The 19898-nt window shown below is 60.8% G+C and carries 25 protein-coding genes, 1 tRNA gene and 1 pseudogene; 14 read left to right on the top strand and 13 right to left on the bottom strand.

Translation table 11 applies throughout. The annotated features are described in order from the left end of the window. The 3 genes and pseudogenes from Q0072_RS05710 to guaB all read right to left on the bottom strand — a co-directional run. Positions 1-270: pseudogene (locus Q0072_RS05710) on the bottom strand (RsmB/NOP family class I SAM-dependent RNA methyltransferase); the annotation flags it as partial. Positions 271-279: 9 nt separating this feature from the next. Then, entirely contained in the window at positions 280-669 is a 390-nt protein-coding gene (locus tag Q0072_RS05705; RefSeq protein ID WP_298326989.1) for an MAPEG family protein, read from the bottom strand. A 12-nt stretch (positions 670-681) separates the two neighbouring features. Further along, complete coding sequence (gene guaB / locus Q0072_RS05700; RefSeq protein ID WP_298326986.1) at positions 682-2139, bottom strand: IMP dehydrogenase; 1458 nt, start codon at positions 2137-2139, stop codon at positions 682-684. A gap of 214 nt (positions 2140-2353) precedes the next feature. On the opposite strand from guaB, the gene Q0072_RS05695 reads away from it, so the two are divergent. Together Q0072_RS05695 and Q0072_RS05690 are read left to right on the top strand one after the other, a co-directional pair. Next, positions 2354-2497 carry a hypothetical protein gene (locus Q0072_RS05695; protein ID WP_172961266.1) on the top strand — a complete coding sequence of 48 codons (144 nt, stop codon included), beginning with the start codon at positions 2354-2356 and terminating at the stop codon, positions 2495-2497. Positions 2498-2559: 62 nt separating this feature from the next. Then, positions 2560-3624, top strand: a complete 1065-nt coding sequence (locus tag Q0072_RS05690) for a metallophosphoesterase (RefSeq protein WP_298326983.1) — start codon at positions 2560-2562, stop codon at positions 3622-3624. A gap of 1 nt (position 3625) precedes the next feature. Here the strand turns inward: Q0072_RS05690 and Q0072_RS05685 are convergent, their stop codons facing one another. Genes Q0072_RS05685 through Q0072_RS05675 form a run of 3 tightly spaced genes read right to left on the bottom strand, consistent with a single transcriptional unit; the run spans position 3626 to position 5244 of the window. After that, complete coding sequence (locus tag Q0072_RS05685; RefSeq protein WP_298326981.1) at positions 3626-4105, bottom strand: polyhydroxyalkanoate granule-associated phasin; 480 nt, start codon at positions 4103-4105, stop codon at positions 3626-3628. Positions 4106-4131: 26 nt separating this feature from the next. Next, entirely contained in the window at positions 4132-4467 is a 336-nt protein-coding gene (locus tag Q0072_RS05680; protein WP_298326979.1) for a DUF1523 family protein, read from the bottom strand. 60 nt (positions 4468-4527) lie between these two features. Further along, positions 4528-5244: an RlmE family RNA methyltransferase gene (locus Q0072_RS05675; protein ID WP_126423644.1), complete on the bottom strand. Its 717-nt coding sequence runs from the start codon at positions 5242-5244 to the stop codon at positions 4528-4530. A 155-nt stretch (positions 5245-5399) separates the two neighbouring features. On the opposite strand from Q0072_RS05675, the gene Q0072_RS05670 reads away from it, so the two are divergent. The 3 genes from Q0072_RS05670 to queA all read left to right on the top strand — a co-directional run bounded on the left by Q0072_RS05670 (position 5400) and on the right by queA (position 7505). Continuing rightward, positions 5400-5867, top strand: coding sequence for a peptidylprolyl isomerase (locus tag Q0072_RS05670; RefSeq protein WP_013480115.1), 468 nt, complete (start codon positions 5400-5402; stop codon positions 5865-5867). Between the two features lie 119 nt (positions 5868-5986). Beyond that, the gene (locus Q0072_RS05665; RefSeq protein WP_298326975.1) at positions 5987-6412 is read left to right on the top strand and encodes a hypothetical protein; all 426 of its coding nucleotides are present in this window, start codon (positions 5987-5989) and stop codon (positions 6410-6412) included. Between the two features lie 46 nt (positions 6413-6458). Next, the gene (queA, locus tag Q0072_RS05660; RefSeq protein ID WP_298326972.1) at positions 6459-7505 is read left to right on the top strand and encodes a tRNA preQ1(34) S-adenosylmethionine ribosyltransferase-isomerase QueA; all 1047 of its coding nucleotides are present in this window, start codon (positions 6459-6461) and stop codon (positions 7503-7505) included. A gap of 139 nt (positions 7506-7644) precedes the next feature. On the opposite strand, the gene Q0072_RS05655 is transcribed toward queA, so the two are convergent. After that, positions 7645-8775, bottom strand: coding sequence for an aminotransferase class I/II-fold pyridoxal phosphate-dependent enzyme (locus tag Q0072_RS05655; RefSeq protein ID WP_298326969.1), 1131 nt, complete (start codon positions 8773-8775; stop codon positions 7645-7647). Between the two features lie 72 nt (positions 8776-8847). Between Q0072_RS05655 and Q0072_RS05650 the strand changes: the two genes are divergently transcribed. Further along, positions 8848-9354, top strand: a complete 507-nt coding sequence (locus Q0072_RS05650) for a GNAT family N-acetyltransferase (protein WP_298326966.1) — start codon at positions 8848-8850, stop codon at positions 9352-9354. Then, on the top strand, positions 9338-9967 hold the full coding sequence (locus Q0072_RS05645; protein ID WP_298326963.1) for a hypothetical protein: 630 nt from the start codon (positions 9338-9340) through the stop codon (positions 9965-9967). The genes Q0072_RS05650 and Q0072_RS05645 overlap by 17 nt, the downstream gene beginning before the upstream one ends. A gap of 4 nt (positions 9968-9971) precedes the next feature. On the opposite strand, the gene Q0072_RS05640 is transcribed toward Q0072_RS05645, so the two are convergent. Further along, positions 9972-10514 carry a hypothetical protein gene (locus Q0072_RS05640; protein WP_298326960.1) on the bottom strand — a complete coding sequence of 181 codons (543 nt, stop codon included), beginning with the start codon at positions 10512-10514 and terminating at the stop codon, positions 9972-9974. 93 nt (positions 10515-10607) lie between these two features. Between Q0072_RS05640 and tgt the strand changes: the two genes are divergently transcribed. Further along, entirely contained in the window at positions 10608-11729 is a 1122-nt protein-coding gene (gene tgt / locus Q0072_RS05635; protein ID WP_298326958.1) for a tRNA guanosine(34) transglycosylase Tgt, read from the top strand. Between the two features lie 159 nt (positions 11730-11888). Here tgt and Q0072_RS05630 read toward each other — a convergent pair whose 3' ends face one another. Beyond that, positions 11889-12605 carry a hypothetical protein gene (locus Q0072_RS05630; RefSeq protein ID WP_298326955.1) on the bottom strand — a complete coding sequence of 239 codons (717 nt, stop codon included), beginning with the start codon at positions 12603-12605 and terminating at the stop codon, positions 11889-11891. Positions 12606-12750: 145 nt separating this feature from the next. Here Q0072_RS05630 and Q0072_RS05625 point away from each other — a divergent pair. After that, a tRNA-Lys gene (locus Q0072_RS05625) sits at positions 12751-12827 on the top strand. A gap of 198 nt (positions 12828-13025) precedes the next feature. On the opposite strand, the gene hspQ is transcribed toward Q0072_RS05625, so the two are convergent. Continuing rightward, positions 13026-13406: a heat shock protein HspQ gene (gene hspQ / locus Q0072_RS05620; RefSeq protein WP_298326952.1), complete on the bottom strand. Its 381-nt coding sequence runs from the start codon at positions 13404-13406 to the stop codon at positions 13026-13028. 266 nt (positions 13407-13672) lie between these two features. Between hspQ and Q0072_RS05615 the strand changes: the two genes are divergently transcribed. Further along, positions 13673-14887 carry a Ppx/GppA phosphatase family protein gene (locus Q0072_RS05615; protein ID WP_298326950.1) on the top strand — a complete coding sequence of 405 codons (1215 nt, stop codon included), beginning with the start codon at positions 13673-13675 and terminating at the stop codon, positions 14885-14887. Here Q0072_RS05615 and queE read toward each other — a convergent pair. Then, positions 14880-15530, bottom strand: a complete 651-nt coding sequence (gene queE, locus Q0072_RS05610; protein WP_298326948.1) for a 7-carboxy-7-deazaguanine synthase — start codon at positions 15528-15530, stop codon at positions 14880-14882. The genes Q0072_RS05615 and queE overlap by 8 nt on opposite strands. Next, entirely contained in the window at positions 15530-16255 is a 726-nt protein-coding gene (gene queC, locus Q0072_RS05605; RefSeq protein ID WP_298326945.1) for a 7-cyano-7-deazaguanine synthase QueC, read from the bottom strand. The genes queE and queC overlap by 1 nt, the downstream gene beginning before the upstream one ends. Positions 16256-16503: 248 nt before the next feature. Between queC and Q0072_RS05600 the strand changes: the two genes are divergently transcribed. The 4 genes from Q0072_RS05600 (at position 16504) to Q0072_RS05585 (ending at position 18542) form a co-directional block, all read left to right on the top strand. Further along, positions 16504-16956 carry a PaaI family thioesterase gene (locus Q0072_RS05600; protein WP_298326942.1) on the top strand — a complete coding sequence of 151 codons (453 nt, stop codon included), beginning with the start codon at positions 16504-16506 and terminating at the stop codon, positions 16954-16956. Beyond that, entirely contained in the window at positions 16953-17366 is a 414-nt protein-coding gene (locus Q0072_RS05595; protein WP_298326940.1) for a PaaI family thioesterase, read from the top strand. Before Q0072_RS05600 ends, Q0072_RS05595 begins: the two co-directional genes overlap by 4 nt. 77 nt (positions 17367-17443) lie before the next feature. Then, positions 17444-17839, top strand: coding sequence for a hypothetical protein (locus tag Q0072_RS05590; protein ID WP_298326937.1), 396 nt, complete (start codon positions 17444-17446; stop codon positions 17837-17839). A gap of 73 nt (positions 17840-17912) precedes the next feature. After that, the gene (locus Q0072_RS05585; RefSeq protein ID WP_298326934.1) at positions 17913-18542 is read left to right on the top strand and encodes a helix-turn-helix transcriptional regulator; all 630 of its coding nucleotides are present in this window, start codon (positions 17913-17915) and stop codon (positions 18540-18542) included. Between the two features lie 134 nt (positions 18543-18676). Here the strand turns inward: Q0072_RS05585 and Q0072_RS05580 are convergent, their stop codons facing one another. Further along, the gene (locus Q0072_RS05580; RefSeq protein WP_298326932.1) at positions 18677-19828 is read right to left on the bottom strand and encodes a serine hydrolase; all 1152 of its coding nucleotides are present in this window, start codon (positions 19826-19828) and stop codon (positions 18677-18679) included. Positions 19829-19898: the final 70 nt, after the last annotated feature.

Genomic DNA, 19898 nt, shown 5'->3' with positions numbered 1-19898 from the left:
GTCGTCGATCTCGGAAAGGCTTACGCCGTCAAGGAAGTGCAGCGCCCCCAGCACCAGCGCACGGCCCGCCGAGGAATCCATTGCAAAAGACAAGCGTTCACGCGCGCGCAGGCACTGATAGACCTTATCGGCAATAGCGCGGCGGTCCTTTGACCCGGCATAGCGGTTGTTACGGCCCCAATCCTTCAGCACCTCTTCGGCCGGACGGCGCGTCTTGCCCAGAAGGTCGAGAATGTCGGAAGCGGCTTGCAGACGGGCGGCGGGGGTCACTCTTTATCCTTACGCAAAACAGGTCCAGACGCACATGCCGATACCCACCAGCGAGAGCAGGTAAAAGGCACTGCGCAGCTTGGTGCCCAGGGCATAGGCCGGGAAATAGGCCACGCGGGCCAGCAGATAGATATGGGCCCCCAGCCGCGAGAGGTCGTTCGACTTGCCCGCAAAGGCCAGGGCAATGACGATCACCGCGAAAAATGGGAAGGTCTCCAGATAGTTCTGATAGGCGCGACGCATCCGGCCAGCGGCGGGGCCGACATCAAAGTCTTCGTCACGCGGGCTGGCGTTCCACTGGAAATAGCCCGATTTGAAGGCGGGCGCGACGGCAGCGATAAGGATCTGAGCCACGCCCCACAAGGCGGCAAAGACCAGAACCTGTAATTCCACCGTCATGCCCGCGCTCCCTTACTGGCGATAGTTGGGGGCTTCGCGCGTGATCATCACGTCGTGGACGTGGCTTTCGCGCAGGCCCGCATTGGTGATACGCACAAACTTCGCCCGCTTCTGGAACGCTTCGATGGTCGGGGCGCCGACATAGCCCATCGAGGCGCGTAAGCCGCCGACAAGCTGATGGATGACCGGGGCGATGGGGCCCTTGTACGGCACCTGACCCTCGATACCTTCCGGCACCAGCTTCATCGAATCCTGCACGTCCTTCTGGAAATAACGGTCGGCCGAGCCGCGGGCCATTGCCCCGACACTGCCCATGCCGCGATAGGACTTATAGGAGCGGCCCTGATAGAGGATGATCTCGCCCGGCGCTTCTTCGGTGCCTGCGAACATCGACCCCAGCATGGCGGTCGAAGCCCCGGCGGCAATGGCCTTGGCCAGATCGCCTGACAGCTTGATACCGCCATCGGCGATGATGGGCACGCCCGTGTCTCTGGCGGCGCGCACGCAGTCGGCCACGGCGGTCAGTTGCGGCACGCCAACACCGGCGACCATGCGCGTGGTGCAGATCGAGCCCGGCCCGATCCCGACCTTGACCCCATCGGCCCCGGCGTCGATCAGAGCGCGCGTCGCCTCATAGGTGGCGACGTTACCCGCGACGATCTGAACGTGGTTGTATTCGCGCTTAAGGCGCTCAACCGCCTGCCCGACCAGCGACGAGTGGCCATGCGCCGTGTCAATGACCAGCACGTCCACCCCGGCGTCGATCAGGAATTGCGAACGCTCATAGCCGGCATCGCCGACGGTCGAGGCGGCCCCAACCAGCAGACGGCCGGACTCGTCCTTGGCCGCCGTGGGATAGGCCTGCGCCTTTTCCATGTCCTTGACGGTGATCAGGCCGACCGCGCGATAGGCGTCATCGACGACGATGATGCGCTCAATGCGGTGCAGCGCCATCAAGTCGCGCGCCTTGTTCTGGTTGACGCCCTCGGTGACGGTGATCAGGGCATCGCGCGTCATCAGATCGGCCGCGGTCTTTGAACCGTCGCTTTCGAAGCGAATGTCGCGGTTGGTGAGGATGCCGACCAGCTTGTTGGTGTCGCGCTCGACCACCGGGAAGCCCGAAATATGGCGGCGTGCGATGATGTCACGCACTTCGCTGAGCGTCGTTTCGGGGTGGATGGTCACCGGATTGATGACCATGCCCGACTCATAACGCTTCACTTCGCGGATTTCCTCGGCCTGACGCTCATTGGACAGGTTGCGGTGGATGATCCCCAGACCCCCGGCCTGCGCCATGGCCACAGCCAGACGCGCCTCGGTCACGGTATCCATCGCCGAAGAGACCAGCGGGATGTTGAGTTTGATGGTGCGGGTGAAGCGGGTCTTCGTATCGACCTGAGTGGGCACCACGTCCGAGGGACCGGGCTCCAGCAAAACGTCGTCGAAGGTTAGGCCTTCGCGTATATCCATAAGGGACTCTCCATTTTGCGGGTTGGGCTTAAGCGAAACGCCGCGCCGCGTAAAGAGGGGGCGCGTCACTTTTGGGGAAATATTGTTTCAGACGCGCGTATCAAGGCGGCAAACCTTTGCTTAACCGTGTTTGTTGGCGGCCTGTTCAGCCTTTGCAGCTAAGCTATCCACAGCGTCCCGCCCCTATCTGCCTGCCTCGTCTGAAAGACACCCCATGAGCCAGTTGAAAATCCGCACCGAGTACTGCATCGCCTGCTGGCTGGTGGAAATGTCCTATGGACTGACCGCTTTCTTCCGTCAGGCGCGATTTAAGACGATGATGCGCGCGCACCGCCTGAAGCTTAAGCTGGCGGTCTAACTTCCCAATTCTTGTATCTGTCACAGAGGCGGATTAGCCTGCGGAGACTTCCGGAGGTACTGATGAAGCGTCTGTCGATCGTTGCCACCCTTGCCCTGTCCGCCAGCCTGAGCGGCTGCGCCCTGCTCCCCGTCGCCTCACCGGCGCGAGTCGATTTTGTCGTCATCAACGACACGCCCTATGACGATACCGACCGGGCCATGCTGGCTCAGGCGATACCGGCGGTCAAAGCGCAAACGCCTCCCTTTATCCTGCACGTCGGCGATACGCAGTCGGGCGGCGAGGTCTGCGGCCCGCCGGATGCGGCCTTTGCCCGCCTGCTGTCTGATCTCAAGCCCATTCCGGTCTTCTATACCCCCGGCGACAACGAATGGACCGACTGCGACCGCAAGGACGATCCAACGACAGGGCGCAAATTTTCCGAATTGCAAAGGCTGGAGGGCCTGCGTCAGCGTTTCTTTACCGCGCCGCCGGTCAGCGACGGTAAGTGGCACTATGCGCAGCAGCCGGGCATGCCGGAAAACGCCCGCTTCGACTACGGTCGCTTTGTCGTGGTGACGATGAATGTGGTCGGCACCAATAATGGCCGTGATCTGGTCATGGGCGATGATCTGAGCGTGGCGGTCAGCGCTGCCGATGCGCGCGACACCCGCAATGTCATTTGGCTGAAAGCCGCCTTTGCCCATGCCCGCAAACGCGGTGCCGCAGCGGTCATCGTCGCCACGCAAGCCGATATGTTCAATGAAAAGGCCGAGGCGCGCTTTGTCCCCTGTCACGATGTGGCTGCCAACGACAAGCGCCTGTGCGACGGCTTCCTGCCGGTGCGCGCGGCCCTGATCCATGAAAGCCGCGCCTTCGCCAAGCCGGTCTTCCTGATCCACGGCGACACCTCGCCCTTTACCCTGACTCAGGGCGACCTGCCCGGCGACAGCCTGACGGACAAGGCCGGCAATCTGTGGCGGCTGAACGCGGCGGGCGATGCCGGATCGGACAAGGACAAAAGCTGGGGCGTGCGCGATGTGACCACGGTCAGCATCGACCTGTCCAGGGCGCAGCCCCTCACCGCCCGTGGCCTGTTGACCGGTGAAGTGCCCAGTCGTGAGACGCCGGGTCCGGATACTGACTGAGTTATTTGCGTTTTTTCAGACGCTTGGCATTGGCCACCGCGCGGCTATGCACCGGTTTCAGGCCGTGCTCGGTCAGGGCCGCTGCCTTACCGGACAGATCGGCCGCGTCATTGACCCCGCGCATCAGGCTATCAGCCAGACGCGCCTGATGCGTCAGGGCCTCTGCCGCTGAACGGCTGGTGGCCAGCGCCGTCAGGCTGTGGCCCATATCCATCATGTTGTGAAAGGCCTGCGTGCTGACCTCGTGGTTGAGGTTCATCCAGTACTGGCTCATCGCCATCAGCGATTCGGTCCCGGCTTCGAGCTTTTCCTGCCCCATCAGGGTGAATTCGCGCTGATCCTCCGCACTGGGGATGGCGTCGGCATTGGCCATGCGGTTAACGCGGTGGGTGATGACCTCCGCCGAAGCCATCAGCATTTCCGAACTTTTGAGCGCCAGAGACGTCCAGGCAAAGAACGGATTAAGCGGTAATTTGGTCATTCGTTTCCTTGGGGTACGCATACTGTTTATGGAGCCGGTTCGGCTCTGGTTATATTCCGGTACAGAGATAACACAGGAACACGAAAACCATAATAGTTTATGCGGTAGCGGCCCGGCCGGTTGAGCTTGCCCTGAAGATCGGAAGAGTCGAACTTCAGATAGTGAAGGCTGTCCGTATTGCGATAGGTGCCGGAGGTGGTGAAGACCAGATAGACGTCTCTGCCGCCTTCACGCTTGGTAGTCGTCCCCGTCACCTCGACTACCGCCTCAGCGTGGCTCCAGTAGGGGGTGGTTGCCCAGCCAAGCACCGCCACGGTCAGAACCGCCAAAACGGTCAGAGCTATCGTTTTCAATCGTCTCATCGTGCGCCCTCTTCTGCCCGGCATTTCGGGCGGGGCGGGCTAAAGAGGCAATATGGTTTTCTAGCCCTTGAACCCTTGCGCCACGATGTAGATTTCTGACGAATCCGCCCGGCTCGACTTCGGCTTGAAGTGCTTCACATCGCGGAAGGCGAGTTTCAGCTTGAGCAGCAGATGCTCCGTCTCACCGCCCTGAAAGGCCTTGGCCACAAACGCTCCGCCGGGCTTAAGATTATCCAGCGCGAAGTCCGACGCCAGTTCCAGAAGCCCCATGATCTTGAGGTGGTCGGTCTGACGGTGGCCGACCGTATTGTGCGCCAGATCGGACAGCACCACGTCCGGCTTATCGCCCATCATCTCCATCAGCCGCCCCGGAATAGCCGGATCGGTGAAATCGGCCTCGATCATGTCGGCGCCGGGAATAGGATCGACGGGCAGCAGGTCCACCCCCACCACATGCGCCGCCCCGCGCGACTGCGCCATCTGCACCCAGCCCCCCGGCGCGCAGCCCAGATCGACCACGCGCGCGCCGCGTTTGAGGATGTGAAAGCGGTCGTCGATTTCCTGTAGCTTGAAGGCCGCACGCGAGCGCCAACCCTCGGCCTTAGCCTTCTGCACAAAGGGGTCGTTCAGTTGCCGCTCCAGCCATTTGGCGGACGACTGCGTGCGCTGCTTGGCGGTCTTGACCGCCGTGTGGCCCTTGGCGCGACCGGACAGGTTGCCGCCTGCGGGCGGTTTGACCATACGGCGGCGTGGTTCTTCGGGGGTGTCGTTACTCATGCGGCGTCTATAACGGGTTTTGTCGCACACGGAAAATCATTTTGCCGCCAGGACGGACGGACCGGATGAGCAAAAGCCGGCGGAATGCACCGGATAGGATTTGTCAAAGCCCGACGAATAGCCTATTTCAGCCGCAAAGCTAAATTGGAGCCCCCATGTCCGAAGATCTGGAAAACACCCTCATCCTGACGCTGGAAAGCGGTGACGTGCGTATCAAGCTGCGCCCCGACCTCGCCCCCAACCACGTCGCCCGCATCAAGGAACTGTGCCGTCAGGGTTTCTATGACGGTATCGTCTTCCACCGCGTCATTCCGGGCTTTATGGCTCAGGGCGGCGACCCCGAAGGTCAGGGCTATGGCGGTTCGGGCAAGAAGCTGAAGGCCGAATTTTCGCGTGAGCCGCACGTGCGCGGCGTCTGCTCGATGGCGCGTTCGCAAAACCCCGACTCGGCCGACAGCCAGTTCTTCATCTGCTTTGCCGACGCCCGCTTCCTCGATGGCCAATACACCGTCTGGGGTGAAGTGACCGAAGGCATGGAACACGTCGATGCCCTGCCCAAGGGTGAGCCGCCGCGCGCGCCGGGCAAGATCGTCAGCTTCAAGGTCGCCGCTGACGCCGCCTGAGGCGTGTCGGTTACCCTGCAAAGCCCGCCGGTCGGACACCTGTCCGGCCGGTTTTTTGTTTGTGGACAGGCGTGTGTTAGATTAAGACAACGGTGTCGCCAACATTCGGAGCCTGCCCTATGACCCCGCGCTCCCGTCTGAACTTCTCGCAGAACGACGAACAGAAACGCATCACTATCCGCTATATCGGCGATGTGGACGGTCAGGAGATCGTCAACGGCATCGCGCGCTATCTCGAAACCGTGGGCGAGGTCTGGCTCTACGACATCATTATCGACATGCGCCGCTTTGAAGGTTTTGTGCCGTTTGAGGAACTGGGGCGTCTGGCGCGTCAGTGGGCGACCATCGCTCAGGGCCGCGATATGGGGCGCAAGGTGGCCATCATCAGTCAGGACCCGCTGGTTCTGGCCCGTGCCAAGGCCTATCCGGTCACCTTCCCCACCCGCGTCATCCGCATCTTTGCCGAAATGATCGACGGTGAAAACTGGATCGAAGGCCAGGAGACGACCGCGCCCGCCGCCGAAGACACGCCGCGCGCCTCTTGATCTGAGCGCTCTTGCTTTTTGGGCCGCAATCGCCTTTTAAGCGGGCATGAAGGTTTCCGATTTCGATTTCGACCTGCCTGAGGATCGCATCGCGCTGCGTCCCGTAACCCCGCGTGAGGCCGCCCGTCTGCTGAGGGTCGATGGTGATGTGCGCGAAGACTGGCGCGTCGGCGACCTGCCGTCGCTGCTGAAGGCCGGCGACCTGCTGGTCATCAACAATACGCGCGTCCTGCCGACCCAGCTCAAGGGCACCCGTGAGCGCGAGGGCCAGACGGTGGCGTTCGAGGCCACCCTGATCAAATCGCTGGATGGCCAGAGCTGGCAGGCCTTTCTCAAGCCCGGCCGCCGTATCCGCGAAGACGACACCTTGCGCTTCGACGACCTCAGCGCGCGTGTCCTGTCAAAAGACGAAGACGGCGTCTATGTGCTGCGCTTCGATCAGGCGGCGTCTGAGGTGCTGAACGGTCTGCACCGGCTGGGCGGGATGCCGCTGCCGCCCTATATCCGCTCCAAACGTCCGGAGGATGAGCAGGACAAAAGCGACTATCAGACGGTGTTTGCCCGCGACGAAGGCTCCGTCGCCGCCCCCACCGCCGGGCTGCATTTCACGCCGGAACTGCTGCAAGCGCTGCGTGACAAGGGCGTGCTGTTCGAAGAAGTTACCCTGCACGTCGGCGCCGGCACCTTCCTGCCGGTCAAGGTCGAAGACACCAAAGACCACAGGATGCACGCCGAATTCGGCGTCGTCTCGGCTGACTCAGCCGCCCGCATCAATGCCGCCCGCGCGGCCGGAGGCCGTATCATCGCTATCGGCACCACCGCCCTGCGCCTGATCGAAAGCGCCTGCGATGCCGATGGCCGCATCCACCCGTTCAGCGGCGATACCGACATCTTCATCACGCCGGGTGTGCCCGTGCGTTCGGCCGATATGCTGTGGACCAATTTCCACCTGCCGAAATCGACCCTGTTTATGCTGGTCTGTGCCTTCGCCGGCACCGAAGCTATGAAGGCCGCCTATGCGCACGCCATCAACAGCGGCTATCGCTTCTTTTCGTATGGCGATGCGAGCTTATTGACGAATAAATCAAGATAAGAAGACGCAGGGGCCGTTTTTTTGTGCGCTACCGCTTCGCTGCTTGAGCGCGGGCCCCTGCACCCATGACATTTCGCGCTCGATCGTCAACGCTTGCGCACCGCGTTAGGGGTGCAGGGGTCTGCGACCCCTGCGTCTTTTACCCCTTACTCTTAAACCACGGCACCAGGCGCGTGATCGCGTCCTCGACCTCAGGCGTCGAGACGGCGAAGCTGAAGCGGATAAAGCGGTGCCCTTCGACCGGATCGAAGTCGATGCCGGGCGCCGTGCAGACGCCTGTATCGTTGAGCAGGTCCTTGCAAAAGGATAGGCTGTCGTCGGTCAGGTGCCCGATATCGGCATAGATGTAGAAGGCCCCATCGGGCGGCGCGATGCGGCTCAGACCCAGTTGCGGCAAGGCATCGAGCAGCAGACGGCGATTGCGACGATAGGTTTCGACATGCCCGTCCAGCTCAGAGCGACTATCGAGCGCGATCAATCCCGCGTGCTGGCTGAGCGACGGCGGGGTCAGGAACAGGTTGCCGACATAGGCGCGTGCGGCGGCGACATGGCTTTCGGGGGCTAAGCACCAGCCCAGCCGCCAACCGACCATGCTGAAATATTTGGAGAAGCTGCTGACCACCCAGGCGTCTGGCGCGTATTCAAGCAGCGACCGCGCCGGGGCCTCATAGGTCAGGCCGTGATAGATTTCGTCCGACAGGATGCGGATACCGCGCGACCGGCACACCTCTGCGATGGCCCTGAGTTCGTCAGGCGCTATGACCGTGCCGGTGGGGTTGGCCGGGCTGGCGATAATCACGCCATCCGGGGCCGGATCGAGCGTGCTCAGCGCCTCGGCGGTCAGTTGAAAGCGCACCTCCGGCCCGCAAGGGATTTCCACCGGCACCATGTTCAGCGCCTTCAGCACATTGCGATAGGCGACATAGCCGGGCCGCGCCAGCGCGATGCGCGCCCCCGGCTGAAAGCCCGCACTGAGCGCCAGCACCAGAGCGGGCGACGCCCCGCAGGTCAGAATAAAGCGCTCCGGATCGACGCTGACGCCGTAGCTGTCGAGATAATGCTTCGCCAGCCGCGCCTTCAAGGGCGTGCTTTCCCAATAGCCCATGCCGTCGCTGTCGAGAATGCGATGCGCGGCCTCAATCGCGGCTTTCGGCGCGCCGGTGGAAGGCTGTCCGAACTCCATATGGATGATGGAGCGCCCCTGATCCTTAAGGGCGTGGGCCAGCCGGCTGATCTCTATGGCGTAGAAGGGGGCGATATCTGCGGTCATACCTCGCTTATAACGCAGGACGCGGTGTGCGCCAGATTGCCGTTTCAAGAAAAGCAAGATACCCCTTTGATCATGATAGAAACCCCTCGCCTGATCCTGCGTCCGCACGTCCTTGACGACTATAACGGCCTGTGTGCCATGTTCGGCGACCCGGACTTTTACCGCCTGTCGGGCCTGACGCCGCAGTCGCCAGAAGAGGTGTGGCACCGTTTACTGAGATATATGGGGCACTGGACGGCCTTTGGCTGGGGCCTGTTCGCGGTCATTGAAAAGGACACAGGGCGGTTTGTCGGGGATACCGGTCTGGCCGACTTCCACCGCGGTCTGGGACCCAATTTCGACCTGTCGCCCGAAGTCGCCTGGGCCATTACGCCCGCCTGTCAGGGCCGGGGCTATGCTCTGGAGGCCGTGCGCGCCGCCCACGACTGGTTCGACACCACCCACCCGCAACGCACCGTGTGCATTATCGACCCGTCCAACACGCCGTCGCAAAAGGTGGCGGCTGCACTGGGGTACAAGGCCTTTGGCGACGTAGCCTATAAGGGTCACACCGTGACCATGTATGAGCGGTATCCCTGAACCACAAACTGAGGGGAATGTCATGACGATTGGCATGGGGATTTTGTGGGGCGGTCTTATCGGTGCGCCCGTCGCAGGGTTTCTGATCAACAGCTTTTGGCAAGGCGAACGCCGCACGACGATCATGGCGGCGGTTTCGGTTTTGGCGCTGATCGGACTGGCCTTTGTCGCAGGTCTGCGCTTTACCTCTCCGCTGCTCAATCTTTCAGCATTGGTACTCGGCTATACCGCCTATGCCCTTCTGACTGTCGATGGATGGGGTGTAAGCCATAAACGGTTCATACTGCGGTCTCTTGCGACTACGATCACCGCCTTGCCGATTATCTTCGGATATTTTATGGCCACCATCGGCTTTCTGGGCCTTCTGTTCCTGTTCAGCGACTTTACCGGAAAGCCCGGCCACGCCGAAACGCTGGCACCCGGCATAGGGTGCGAAATTCGCACACAGTCAGGTGGGCCGTCATGGGGCACCACGGTTGTCTCCGTTCACAGGGAGCTATCGCCTTTTTTCCGGTGGGAGAGAGTTCAACAACGCCTTTCCGAGGAAGAGGCTGTTTACAGACGCGCGTCTGATCTGTGCAGAGACGCCTACACCAAATGGCAAAACAGTTGAGTTTTCAATATCGTGCTGTTGGGGGAATCCGCTTTGCACAATATTGGCGAAAAGGTCCGGATTTCGTGTAGTCGGGCGGGGAATATAGTCGGCTGTAGTCACCCCGCTCCAGCGGGCGTGACGTCACCGGATTTCGATTGACAGCACGCACTACCAAAAATGTGCCCCTGAGCCCCTCTACCAACATACCGGACTTAGGGAACCGTGCCTGCGCCCATCCTAAATACTCAGAGGTCACCTTTTGTAATGGGGCTTCAATACGGAACATATCCGTTTCAATCGCTAAACTCTGAAGATCATCGGGATCAATAACAGGCCCGTTTACGTCACTCCATAAGCGGATCCCTCTCGCTTCGACACTCAAATCGCCATTGTCCTCACAGGTCAAAGACAGCTCCTCATAAGGGTAACGGCCGCTATCAACGTCATAGAGAACCAAAACACCTTCATTTGCACGGTCGTAGCGCCATTCCAGTTTTTCTTTGGCGTGGGCAATGGGGGCGAGAAGAACAAAGCTCACGCCTGCGACCCATAGATATATCTTCATCACTCCCTCCCTTGTCGTATCAGAAGGTGCAACTTCGACAGCCAACTTGCAACCGCTTTGACTTAGAGATTGAGGGCGTCTAATACCCCATCCATGTCCGCATTCCCTTTTGAAATCTCCGCTTCCGATGGTCAGGCCCGCACGGGCGTGCTGAAAACGCCGCGTGGCGACATCCCGACCCCTATCTTCATGCCGGTGGGCACCGCCGCCACGGTCAAGGCGCTGACGCTCGACATGGTGCGTCAGAGCCACGCCAAAATCATCCTCGGTAACACCTATCACCTGATGCTACGCCCGTCGGCCGAGCGTGTTAAGCGGCTGGGCGGCCTGCACAAATTCATGGGCTGGGACGGCCCCATCCTCACCGATTCCGGCGGCTTTCAGGTGATGAGCCTGTCGCAAATCTCCAAAGTCACCGAAGAGGCCGTGACCTTTCAGAGCCATATCGATGGCTCAAAGCACGTCCTGTCACCGGAACGCTCGATGGAGATTCAGGCCGACCTGCTGGGCTCCGACATCGTGATGCAACTCGATGAGTGCGTCTCATGGCCCGCCGACGAAGCGCGCGCGCAAAAGGCGCTGCAACTGTCGGCGCGCTGGGGGCTGCGGTCGAAACAGGCCTTCGGTCAGCGCGACACGCAGGCCCTGTTCGGCATTCAGCAGGGTTCGACCTTTGAGAGCCTACGCCGCGAATCGACCGACCGTCTGCTGGAGATCGGCTTTGACGGCTATGCCATCGGCGGTCTGGCCGTCGGTGAAGGCCATGAGGCCATGTGCAACACCCTCGAATACTGCGCGCCGCTGCTGCCGTGGGATCGTCCGCGCTACCTGATGGGGGTAGGTAAGCCGATTGATCTGGTCGAAGGCGTGGCACGCGGCGTCGATATGTTCGACTGCGTCCTGCCGACGCGCTCTGGCCGCCACGGTCAGGTGTGGACCTGGGAAGGCCCGATCAATATCAAAAACGCCCGCTTTGCCGAAGACGACACGCCGCTGGATGCCACAAGCGACTGCCCGGCCAGCCGCGACTATTCCAAGGCCTATCTGCACCACCTGTTCAAGGCCGAGGAAATCCTGGGGCAGGTGCTGTTAAGCTGGCACAACATCGCCTTCTTTCAGGCTTTGATGATCCGCATGCGCGCCGCCATTGCCGCCGGTGAGTTTCAGGCCTTCCGCAAATGGTTCCACGAAACGCATCTTAAAGCGCCCGCCTAGATCATTACTTTAACATAATGATCTCGTTTTAGTTTTGCCCTTCGCCGGGTACGGGCTGCGCCACCTTGGCCGCCGCCTCAATGGCGGCTTGAGTGGGATGATTCCAGTACAAATCATCCCACTCCTAAAGCTAACGGGCGCTTTAAGATCGCAATGTAATTATTTGCGCTTGTTAATTTTTTGGGGTTTCGGTGCCGCGGCCGGCGCCGGTTCGTCCATGACCTCCTCCACCGTCACGCGCGCCTGTTTGGGGACAAACCACGACGGCGCTGCCGGTGGGGCACAGTTCTTGTTCATGCCGATGCCTTTCAGATAGGCCCGGCGCACATTACCGGCGGCAATGGCGCGGTCCATAGCCTTCTGATGCTTTTCAGCCCCTGTCACTTTGCGGATCAGGCCGCGCATAGGCAACACATCGGTGGCCGCTGAACGCACCGCCGTCAGGGTCGCATCCGAGGCCATCTTGCCGCCACGTGAAGTCATGGTCCCTTCCGGGGGCGGCGGTTCATCAAAATCCGGCCCCAGCGCCTGATCCAGCAGGGCTACCTCGCCCGCGATGGATTCGCAGTTTTCCAGATTGGCCAGATCGTAGGTGTTTTTAGACGCCCGCATCAGAACCGGCGGGATTTCCTTGCGTTTCAGGTTGAGATCGACCAGCGGCGCGGTAATGGCGTCCCCAAAGCCGTCCCCCACATCCGAAGCGCTCTTGCGCATGGTCTGAGTGAACGTCGGATCATTTTTCGTCTTGGGGTCGGCGGCCTCTACCGGGTGAGATTCGACGATCTGCACCTTGTCAGGCTTGCTCGCGCAGGCACTAAGGGGGCCGAAGAGGCACGCGATTCCGCCAATAGCCGAAGCGATACGCCACATCTTCATTCTGAAAGTCCCTCCGCGCACCCTGCTGTACGCCATTTATCTACAACACAACACATAAAACTTGAACCTTGCGCTTGCGCAAACAAAAACTCCCCACTATGAAGACCGCACCCGAAACGACTTCGGTCGCAAGGTACGTCTTGATGAGCCCGTAGCTCAGCCGGCTAGAGCATCTGACTTTTAATCAGAGGGTCCTGGGTTCGAGTCCCAGCGGGCTCACCAATTCTTTCAGAATTGGTGAGCTTTTTTTATGTCAGTTTCATTCGCCATCATAAAGAAACCATCATGAATGCGGGCTGAACGCGGTTTTCAGCCGCGTGCAGACGATGCCGCCTTATCCGCGACGAAACGATTTCAGCACGGCAAAATTACGGCAGTCCCTTACAGGTCTGGGGATGACGCTCCGCTGACCAGAGCCGCTTAATTGGCCAGACGCGATTTCAGCAGATAACGGCCATTTTCGAAACGTTCAAAAATGAGGTCCGCCTGCGGGTGGCGCAACGGCATACCCGTCTCGTCCGGGCAGAGATTGCCCTCTGACGCATAGGCGACGTAGCAGATGTCGCCATTTTCAGCGAGCAGGTGATAAAAGGGCTGATCCTTGTCCGGGCGCACCGCTTCGGGGATGGCCATAAGCCATTCTTCGGTATCCGAAAACTGTGGATCAATATCGAAGACCACGCCGCGAAAGTCGAACAGGACGTGGCGGACCAGCTGACCGATGCCGAAACGCGCCGCACGATCCCCGCTGCCCGTTACATAAGCGCCGGTAACGGAACCAGAGACAGAATCGGTAATCATCAGCGCCTCCCCTCGGTTGCGGTATTGTCCACCCGTCTGGTGTAGCGCGACTCGGCACCCGCGCCTTCCCCCTTCCCCCTTTGGTTGTCGGAAACGCAGGCAATTCATGCGGCGCGTGGGTCGTTGCAGAATTACCCGTCCGCGCCGTGACGAAATTAACACAAAAGCGCTTTGCACGGAGGAAAATGCGGTCTAGGCTGAGGGCAACTTGACGCGGCCAAAGGCCCCAGCGTCCCACATACTGATAAAGCGGGGTATGAGCCACCATGAGTGAGGCTCCCTCAAAAAGCGGTCCGCCACGCAGGCGGGGACCGCGCCGCGCCCGCAAAGGCAGCGGCCACCGCGCGGCGCAAGCCCTTAAGTCGGCGGTGCCCGCCTCGCCCGCGCAGACTCAACCGCAAAAAGATAGGCCGCCCCAGCGTGCGGTGGCGGCGGACCCATCGCCTCTCTATGCCGCGCTTGATCTCGGCACGAATAATTGCCGTCTGATGATCGCCGCCTGGCACAATGGTCAGTTTCGCATCGTTGAGGCCTTTTCTCGCATCGTGCGACTGGGCGAAGGCCTGAGCCAGACGGGCAATCTGTCGGATCGCGCCATGGAGCGTGCGCTGGCGGCGCTTAAGCTGTGCGCCGAAAAGATCGGGCGGCGGCCAGTGGTACGCACGCGCGCCGTCGCCACACAGGCCTGCCGCATCGCGCAAAACGGTCCCGACTTCATCCGCCGCGTTGAAAAGGAAACCGGTCTCAAGCTGACCATCATCACGCCGGAAGAAGAAGCGCGTCTGTCGGTTGTCGGCTGCGCCTCCTTGCTGGAAGGCGACGCGAGGGCCGCCATTGTGATGGATGTCGGCGGCGGATCGACCGAGATTTCATGGCTGCCTCTGGGGGAAGAAACGGAGCCAACCGGCACCAACGCCCCGCGCGGCCTGACGGCGCGGGCCAAAACACCGCGTCCGCAATACTGGATCTCCATTCCCAAAGGCGTGGTCAATCTGGCCGAACGCTTCCCGGAGCCGCCCGACGGCGACAAGCAGGCGTGGTTCGCGCAGATGGTCGAGGATGTGCGTCAATCCCTGATCGACTTCAAAGCCCCGGAGCCTTTGCGCCCGCATTTCGATGCCCAGCAGGCCTATATTGTCGGTACGTCGGGGGCCATCACCTCTCTGGCCGGAATGCATCTTAAGCTGGACCGTTATGACCGCTCAAAGGTCGATGGCCTGTGGATGACGCATGATCAGTGCCGCGCGGTCATCGACCGTCTGCTGGGGCTGGGACAAAGGGGACGCGAGCAAGAACCCTGTATCGGCAAGGATCGCGCCGATCTGGTGCTGGCCGGAGCCGCCATTTTAGAGGCCGTGCAAAGCCTGTGGCCGTGTGACCGTCTGCGCGTCGCCGATCGCGGCCTGCGCGAAGGCCTTCTGCTGTCTATGGTCAAAAAGCGGCCGCGTCGCCGCCGGGCGCGCCGGGGTAAATCTACCTGATCCCTACGACCTTGTGTGTCTGAACGCTCATGCGCCATTGCGGATGGGCCAGACAGTAGTCGATCACCGCCTGCGTATGGGCGGCGCGCATGGCCGGGTCCTGATCCAGCGGGTCTTTTGGTTGCAGGTAGAAGCGCTCAAAGTCCATAGCGGCAAACTCCGCCGGATCGACGCGATCCTGCGGCCAGACCAGTTTCAACTCCTGCCCGGACGTCTGATGCAGGCGGTTTTCGCCCTTGGGCGAGATGCACAGCCAGTCGATGCCAATGGGTGCGCGCAGCGTACCGTTCGATTCCACCGCGATGAAATAGCCCGCGGCCTTCACCGCCGCGATCAGAGGCGCGTCCAGTTGCAGCAACGGTTCGCCGCCGGTGAAGACGACCGATTTGTGCGCCGGGTCAATCTGACCCCAATGCGCATCCAGTGCTGCCACCACCGCTTCGGGCGTGTCGAACTTGCCGCCACCCTCGCCGTCCGTGCCGACAAAATCCGTGTCGCAAAAGGTGCAGGCTGCCGTTGCGCGGTCCTGTTCGCGCCCGCTCCACAGATTGCAGCCGGCAAAGCGTGCAAACACCGCCACACGGCCCGCCTGCCCGCCTTCGCCCTGAAGAGTCAGGAATATCTCTTTGAAACTATAGACCATCAGCCGTTACGCCACTGCTCGAAACCGCGGGCCCGCAGTTCGCACGCCGGGCAGGTGCCGCAGCCATAGCCCCATTCATGCCGCTCACCGCGCTCCCCCATATAGCAGGTATGGGTGTCTTCGAGCACCAGATCGACCAGCGCGTCTCCGCCCAGCTGATGCGTCAAAGCCCAGGTTTCGGCCTTGGTCAGGAACATCAGCGGCGCGCCGATCACATAGGGCCGCTCGATGCCGAGATTGAGCACGGTTTGCATGGCCTCCAGCGTGTCCTTACGGCAGTCGGGATAGCCGGAAAAATCCGTCTCGCACATGCCGCCGACCAGATGGTCGATGCCGCGGCGATCAGCCACGGCGGCAGCATAGACGAAGAAGACCAGATTGCGCCCCGGAACAAAAGAGTTGGGCAGGCCGCGTTCCCCCATGCGGATTTCCTGCTCGCGCGTCAGCGACGATTCCGCCACGCGCCCAAAGCCTTTGAGATCAACCACATGATCGTCACCCAGTCGCGTGCGCGCCGGTTCAAACACGTCTGGAAAGCGTTCCAGCACGCGGGCGCGCGTCGTCATTTCAATGGCGTGGCGCTGACCATAGTCGAAGCCGATGGTTTCCACGCGCTCGAAATGGGTCAGGGCCCAGGCGAGGCAGGCGGTCGAATCCTGCCCGCCGGAAAACAGCACCAGAGCCGAACGGTCGGCGGGTACGGTTTCAAGATCGGACGGGGTCATGGGTACTCTCTGGGTAACGGAAACAAAGGTTTCTCCTGTAAAGAAACCGTTTCAGTGAATTTGCAAGTGCAAACTATCGCCTGTGAGGCGCGCAATCGTTTTGACGTGAAGGTCAAAATGCGTCACAATGCAACCAAAGGGCCGATGCCTCAGATAATAAGACTATTTTGTGGCGTATTTACAGGTGGCAAGTCGCATCAGAACTTTCCAGCAACCCATTGAATAATAAAACATAGAGAGGCGAAGCAATGCCAATTGCGCCTTTTCGTGAAGTTTTCGACCTTTTGGTGGACAATATCCCCTATATGAAGGCGCTGGGCGCCCGCTACGCCGGACGCAGCGAAGAAGGCATCCGGCTGCGCCTGCCCTATGCGCAGTCCCTGATCGGTGATCCGGAAACGGGGGTTATAGCTGGCGGAGCGGTGACGGCGCTGCTTGACCACGCCTGCGGCATGGCAGTCTGGGATGAACTGAATGAATACAAGCCCATAGCCACCATGGATTTGCGCATCGACTATATGCGTCCGGCTCAGCCCAACCGCGATCTGTTTATCCTCGCCAAATGCTACAAGCTGACGCGCAGCGTCGGCTTCGTGCGTGGCTTCGCCTATGACGACACCCTGAGCGACCCGGTCGCCGCGGCGCAAGCCGCCTTCATCATCTCACACCCCTGCCTCAAAAACCGCGAGGCCCACGCATGATTGCCGACTTGATGATCAGTGGCCCGGAAGAGTTGTTCAGTCGCATCCCTTTCGCGCAGTTTCTCAACCTGCGGATGGAAATGGCGGGCAATGAACTGACCACCATCCTGCCGTTCGCGCCGCACCTGATCGGTAACCCGCTGCTGCCCGCTCTGCACGGCGGCACGATCGGGGCGTTTCTGGAGCTGACCGCCACGGCGCAGTTGTCGGTGTTTGAAACGTTCGAGCAGATCCCCAAGCCGGTCAATGTCAGCGTGCAGTATCTGCGCTCCGGCAAGCCCATCGACACCTATGCCCGTGCGCGCATCAACCGCGTCGGCCGCACCATCGCCAATGTCGAGGCCTGGGCGTGGCAGGAGCTGCGCGAACAGCCCATCGCCACGCTTCAGGCGCACTTTCTGATTTGCTAAATCGGGCTTGCCACAATCTATAGATGTTTCTACTCTTCCCGCCCTATTCTGGTGTTTCGGGGGGGAGACCGTTGCCGGTGGAAACAAGACGCCCACAGGGGCTACGGCGCGTAATCCGTCAGCGAATCGACGGTGTTTTCCGGGACGACGGGCGTCAGCGTGTGTGGATCGCCGGGCTCCTGAGCTGTTTGCCGCTGCTGGCGCTGTGGGGCAGTGTACACGGTCATGTCATCAGCGCTTTGATAGCGAACGGCTTTTTTCTGGGTGTACTGATTACCCTGAGCTGGAAATCCCCACATCCGTGGCCAGTGATCGCAGGGGGCTGTCAATGGCTATCGGTGATGCTGCCCGTCCTGGCCCTGAGTGACGGGCGGATCAGGCCGATGACACTGGTAATGGCGCTGACCGTCTCTACTCTGAGCGTGCTGGGGGTGATGCTGTGGGGCGCGCTGGCCACACGGCGCAAGAAATAGGACTATATTCACAAAATAAGTTGATTTTCCTGTAGGTGGATTTATTTTCCTCCCATCTCACGGGAAAACCGGCATGTCCCTGTCGCACGCGCAAATCTGGAACGCCATAGACCGTCTGGCGCTGAACCTCGGCACGTCGCCGTCTGGACTGGCGCGACTGGCGGGTCTTGACCCCACAGCGTTTAACAAGTCGAAACGTCAATCGACCGAAGACCCGCCGCGGCCGCGCTGGCCTTCGACCGAGAGTCTGGCCAAGCTGCTGGATGCGACGGGCCAGAGCTTTTCCGATTTTGCCGCCTTGACCGAGCCGCGTCCGGTGCCGAAGGGGGTGCCTTTGATCGGGTTTGCGCAGGCGGGTAATGACGGTTTGTTTGATGATGCGGGGTTTCCGGTCGGTCAGGGCTGGGACGAGATCGGCCTGCCGGCGGGCGAAGGGCTCTATGCGCTTGAGATTTCAGGCGATTCCATGCTGCCGCTCTACCGCGACGGCGACCGCATCATTGTTGATCCGCTGCGTCAGAACCTGCGACGCGGTGACCGGGTGGTGGTGAAGACGAGCGAGGGCGAGGTCATGGCCAAGGAACTGGTGCGGCTGACCGAGAAACAGGTGGAGTTGCGTTCGCTCAATCCGGACTTTTCGAACCGGGTGCTGGAGCGGTCGCAGGTGACGTGGATGGCGCGGATTGTGTGGGCCAGTCAGTGACGGGATGTTTTGGGGTTTGGGGCCTGCGGCCCCAAGCCTTTTCCTTCCCATAGAAAACCGCCCTCAAGGGGCGGCTTTCTATGGGAATAAGAAGATGTGGGGTCACGGACCCCACGCCCCGAAACACATCCCTGTCACGACTTCCCCGCGCGATCCCCATACTCCCACTCATAGGGTACGCCCGTCTCGCCCAGCACAAACCTTACCAGCGCCGCAAACCCAGCTTCCGCCCGCACATCGTTCGACAGAATCACCACGCAGCGCTTTGATTTTTCAACACAAACCCACGTATTGGCCGTAATGTCATTATGACCGCCCTTGTAAAAGCCGTGCCCCTGTGGTCCGTCAAACACCACCACGCCCAGACCCGCATAGAGGTCGGCCCGCTGCTGATCCGCTGACAATTCGGGCTGAAAGGGCGGAAACTGCGTCCGTGTCGTGATCTTCAACTGTCGTTTGGTGATTTCCGTCCGCGCCGCCGGGCTCAGCCCCTCACCGCGCACAAAGGCCGCCGCAAAACGGGCAAAATCACTGATCGTCGTATCCATAGACCCGGACACCCTCACCTTTGAGCGCTCATCGTGCGCCTCACCCTCCCCCTTGTCGTTCCAGCCATCGGCCAGATTATCCGCAAAGTCCGCCCGCCAGATCAGGCTGGTGCGCGTCATACCTAAGCCTTTGAAGATACGGTCGGTTTCGTCGCGCAGACTGAGACCCAGCCCCGTTTCCATGGCAAATTGCAGCGTCAGCAGCCCATCCCCCGAATAGGCATAACGCGCCCCCGGATCGAAATGGAATTTCAGCTTCTCATCCGGCTCCAGAAAATGGAAGTTGGCAAAGCCGCTCGAATGGGTCAGCACAATCCGCGGCGTCAGCTTGCGCCAGCGCTCATCCAGCGCCGACCAGTCGCTGTAGCGATTAATAATGTCCGGCGACGCATAGCTCGGCAAAGGCTGAGGCAACATGTCCGCCAAAGGCGTATCCAGCGTCAGACGCCCCTGATCGACCTTCTGCATGACCGTATAGGCAAACACGGCCTTGGTTAGCGAGGCACCGTACATCACGGTTTGCGGGGTCAGCGGCTCGCCTTTGGCGTTTCGCACGCCATAGGCCTGCACATAGCCCACCTTACCGTCGTCGATGACCGCGATGGCCAGACCTTTGGCCCCTGTATCTTTCAGGACCCGCTGCACTTCGGCGTCAATGGCTGAAGGCTTGGGCAGGCCCTGCGCCACGGCCAGAGACGGGAGAAAAGCCAACGCCGCACCGATAAGCCACGCACGCATGAACGCCTCCCGTTGGTTGATGACCGGGAGCTTGACACGCATGGGGCAAAAAGAAAGCCCCTCCGTTTCC

It is taken from the genome of Asticcacaulis sp. (assembly GCF_027484505.1).
GTDB lineage: Bacteria > Pseudomonadota > Alphaproteobacteria > Caulobacterales > Caulobacteraceae > Asticcacaulis.
This window is presented reverse-complemented; position numbering and strand designations above follow the sequence as displayed.

Excerpts from the sequence above, each read along its gene's own strand:
- Q0072_RS05640 (WP_298326960.1), bottom strand. The coding sequence starts at position 10,514 with ATGAAGATATATCTATGGGTCGCAGGCGTGAGCTTTGTTCTTCTCGCC.
- Q0072_RS05650 (WP_298326966.1), top strand. The coding sequence starts at position 8,848 with ATGATAGAAACCCCTCGCCTGATCCTGCGTCCGCACGTCCTTGACGAC.
- tgt (WP_298326958.1), top strand. The coding sequence starts at position 10,608 with ATGTCCGCATTCCCTTTTGAAATCTCCGCTTCCGATGGTCAGGCCCGC.
- Q0072_RS05655 (WP_298326969.1), bottom strand. The coding sequence starts at position 8,775 with ATGACCGCAGATATCGCCCCCTTCTACGCCATAGAGATCAGCCGGCTG.
- hspQ (WP_298326952.1), bottom strand. The coding sequence starts at position 13,406 with ATGATTACCGATTCTGTCTCTGGTTCCGTTACCGGCGCTTATGTAACG.
- Q0072_RS05645 (WP_298326963.1), top strand. The coding sequence starts at position 9,338 with ATGAGCGGTATCCCTGAACCACAAACTGAGGGGAATGTCATGACGATT.
- Q0072_RS05585 (WP_298326934.1), top strand. The coding sequence starts at position 17,913 with ATGTCCCTGTCGCACGCGCAAATCTGGAACGCCATAGACCGTCTGGCG.
- Q0072_RS05670 (WP_013480115.1), top strand. The coding sequence starts at position 5,400 with ATGTCCGAAGATCTGGAAAACACCCTCATCCTGACGCTGGAAAGCGGT.
- queC (WP_298326945.1), bottom strand. The coding sequence starts at position 16,255 with ATGACCCCGTCCGATCTTGAAACCGTACCCGCCGACCGTTCGGCTCTG.
- queE (WP_298326948.1), bottom strand. The coding sequence starts at position 15,530 with ATGGTCTATAGTTTCAAAGAGATATTCCTGACTCTTCAGGGCGAAGGC.
- queA (WP_298326972.1), top strand. The coding sequence starts at position 6,459 with ATGAAGGTTTCCGATTTCGATTTCGACCTGCCTGAGGATCGCATCGCG.
- Q0072_RS05690 (WP_298326983.1), top strand. The coding sequence starts at position 2,560 with ATGAAGCGTCTGTCGATCGTTGCCACCCTTGCCCTGTCCGCCAGCCTG.
- Q0072_RS05600 (WP_298326942.1), top strand. The coding sequence starts at position 16,504 with ATGCCAATTGCGCCTTTTCGTGAAGTTTTCGACCTTTTGGTGGACAAT.
- guaB (WP_298326986.1), bottom strand. The coding sequence starts at position 2,139 with ATGGATATACGCGAAGGCCTAACCTTCGACGACGTTTTGCTGGAGCCC.
- Q0072_RS05685 (WP_298326981.1), bottom strand. The coding sequence starts at position 4,105 with ATGACCAAATTACCGCTTAATCCGTTCTTTGCCTGGACGTCTCTGGCG.
- Q0072_RS05675 (WP_126423644.1), bottom strand. The coding sequence starts at position 5,244 with ATGAGTAACGACACCCCCGAAGAACCACGCCGCCGTATGGTCAAACCG.
- Q0072_RS05615 (WP_298326950.1), top strand. The coding sequence starts at position 13,673 with ATGAGTGAGGCTCCCTCAAAAAGCGGTCCGCCACGCAGGCGGGGACCG.
- Q0072_RS05630 (WP_298326955.1), bottom strand. The coding sequence starts at position 12,605 with ATGAAGATGTGGCGTATCGCTTCGGCTATTGGCGGAATCGCGTGCCTC.
- Q0072_RS05705 (WP_298326989.1), bottom strand. The coding sequence starts at position 669 with ATGACGGTGGAATTACAGGTTCTGGTCTTTGCCGCCTTGTGGGGCGTG.
- Q0072_RS05580 (WP_298326932.1), bottom strand. The coding sequence starts at position 19,828 with ATGCGTGCGTGGCTTATCGGTGCGGCGTTGGCTTTTCTCCCGTCTCTG.
- Q0072_RS05595 (WP_298326940.1), top strand. The coding sequence starts at position 16,953 with ATGATTGCCGACTTGATGATCAGTGGCCCGGAAGAGTTGTTCAGTCGC.
- Q0072_RS05665 (WP_298326975.1), top strand. The coding sequence starts at position 5,987 with ATGACCCCGCGCTCCCGTCTGAACTTCTCGCAGAACGACGAACAGAAA.
- Q0072_RS05695 (WP_172961266.1), top strand. The coding sequence starts at position 2,354 with ATGAGCCAGTTGAAAATCCGCACCGAGTACTGCATCGCCTGCTGGCTG.
- Q0072_RS05680 (WP_298326979.1), bottom strand. The coding sequence starts at position 4,467 with ATGAGACGATTGAAAACGATAGCTCTGACCGTTTTGGCGGTTCTGACC.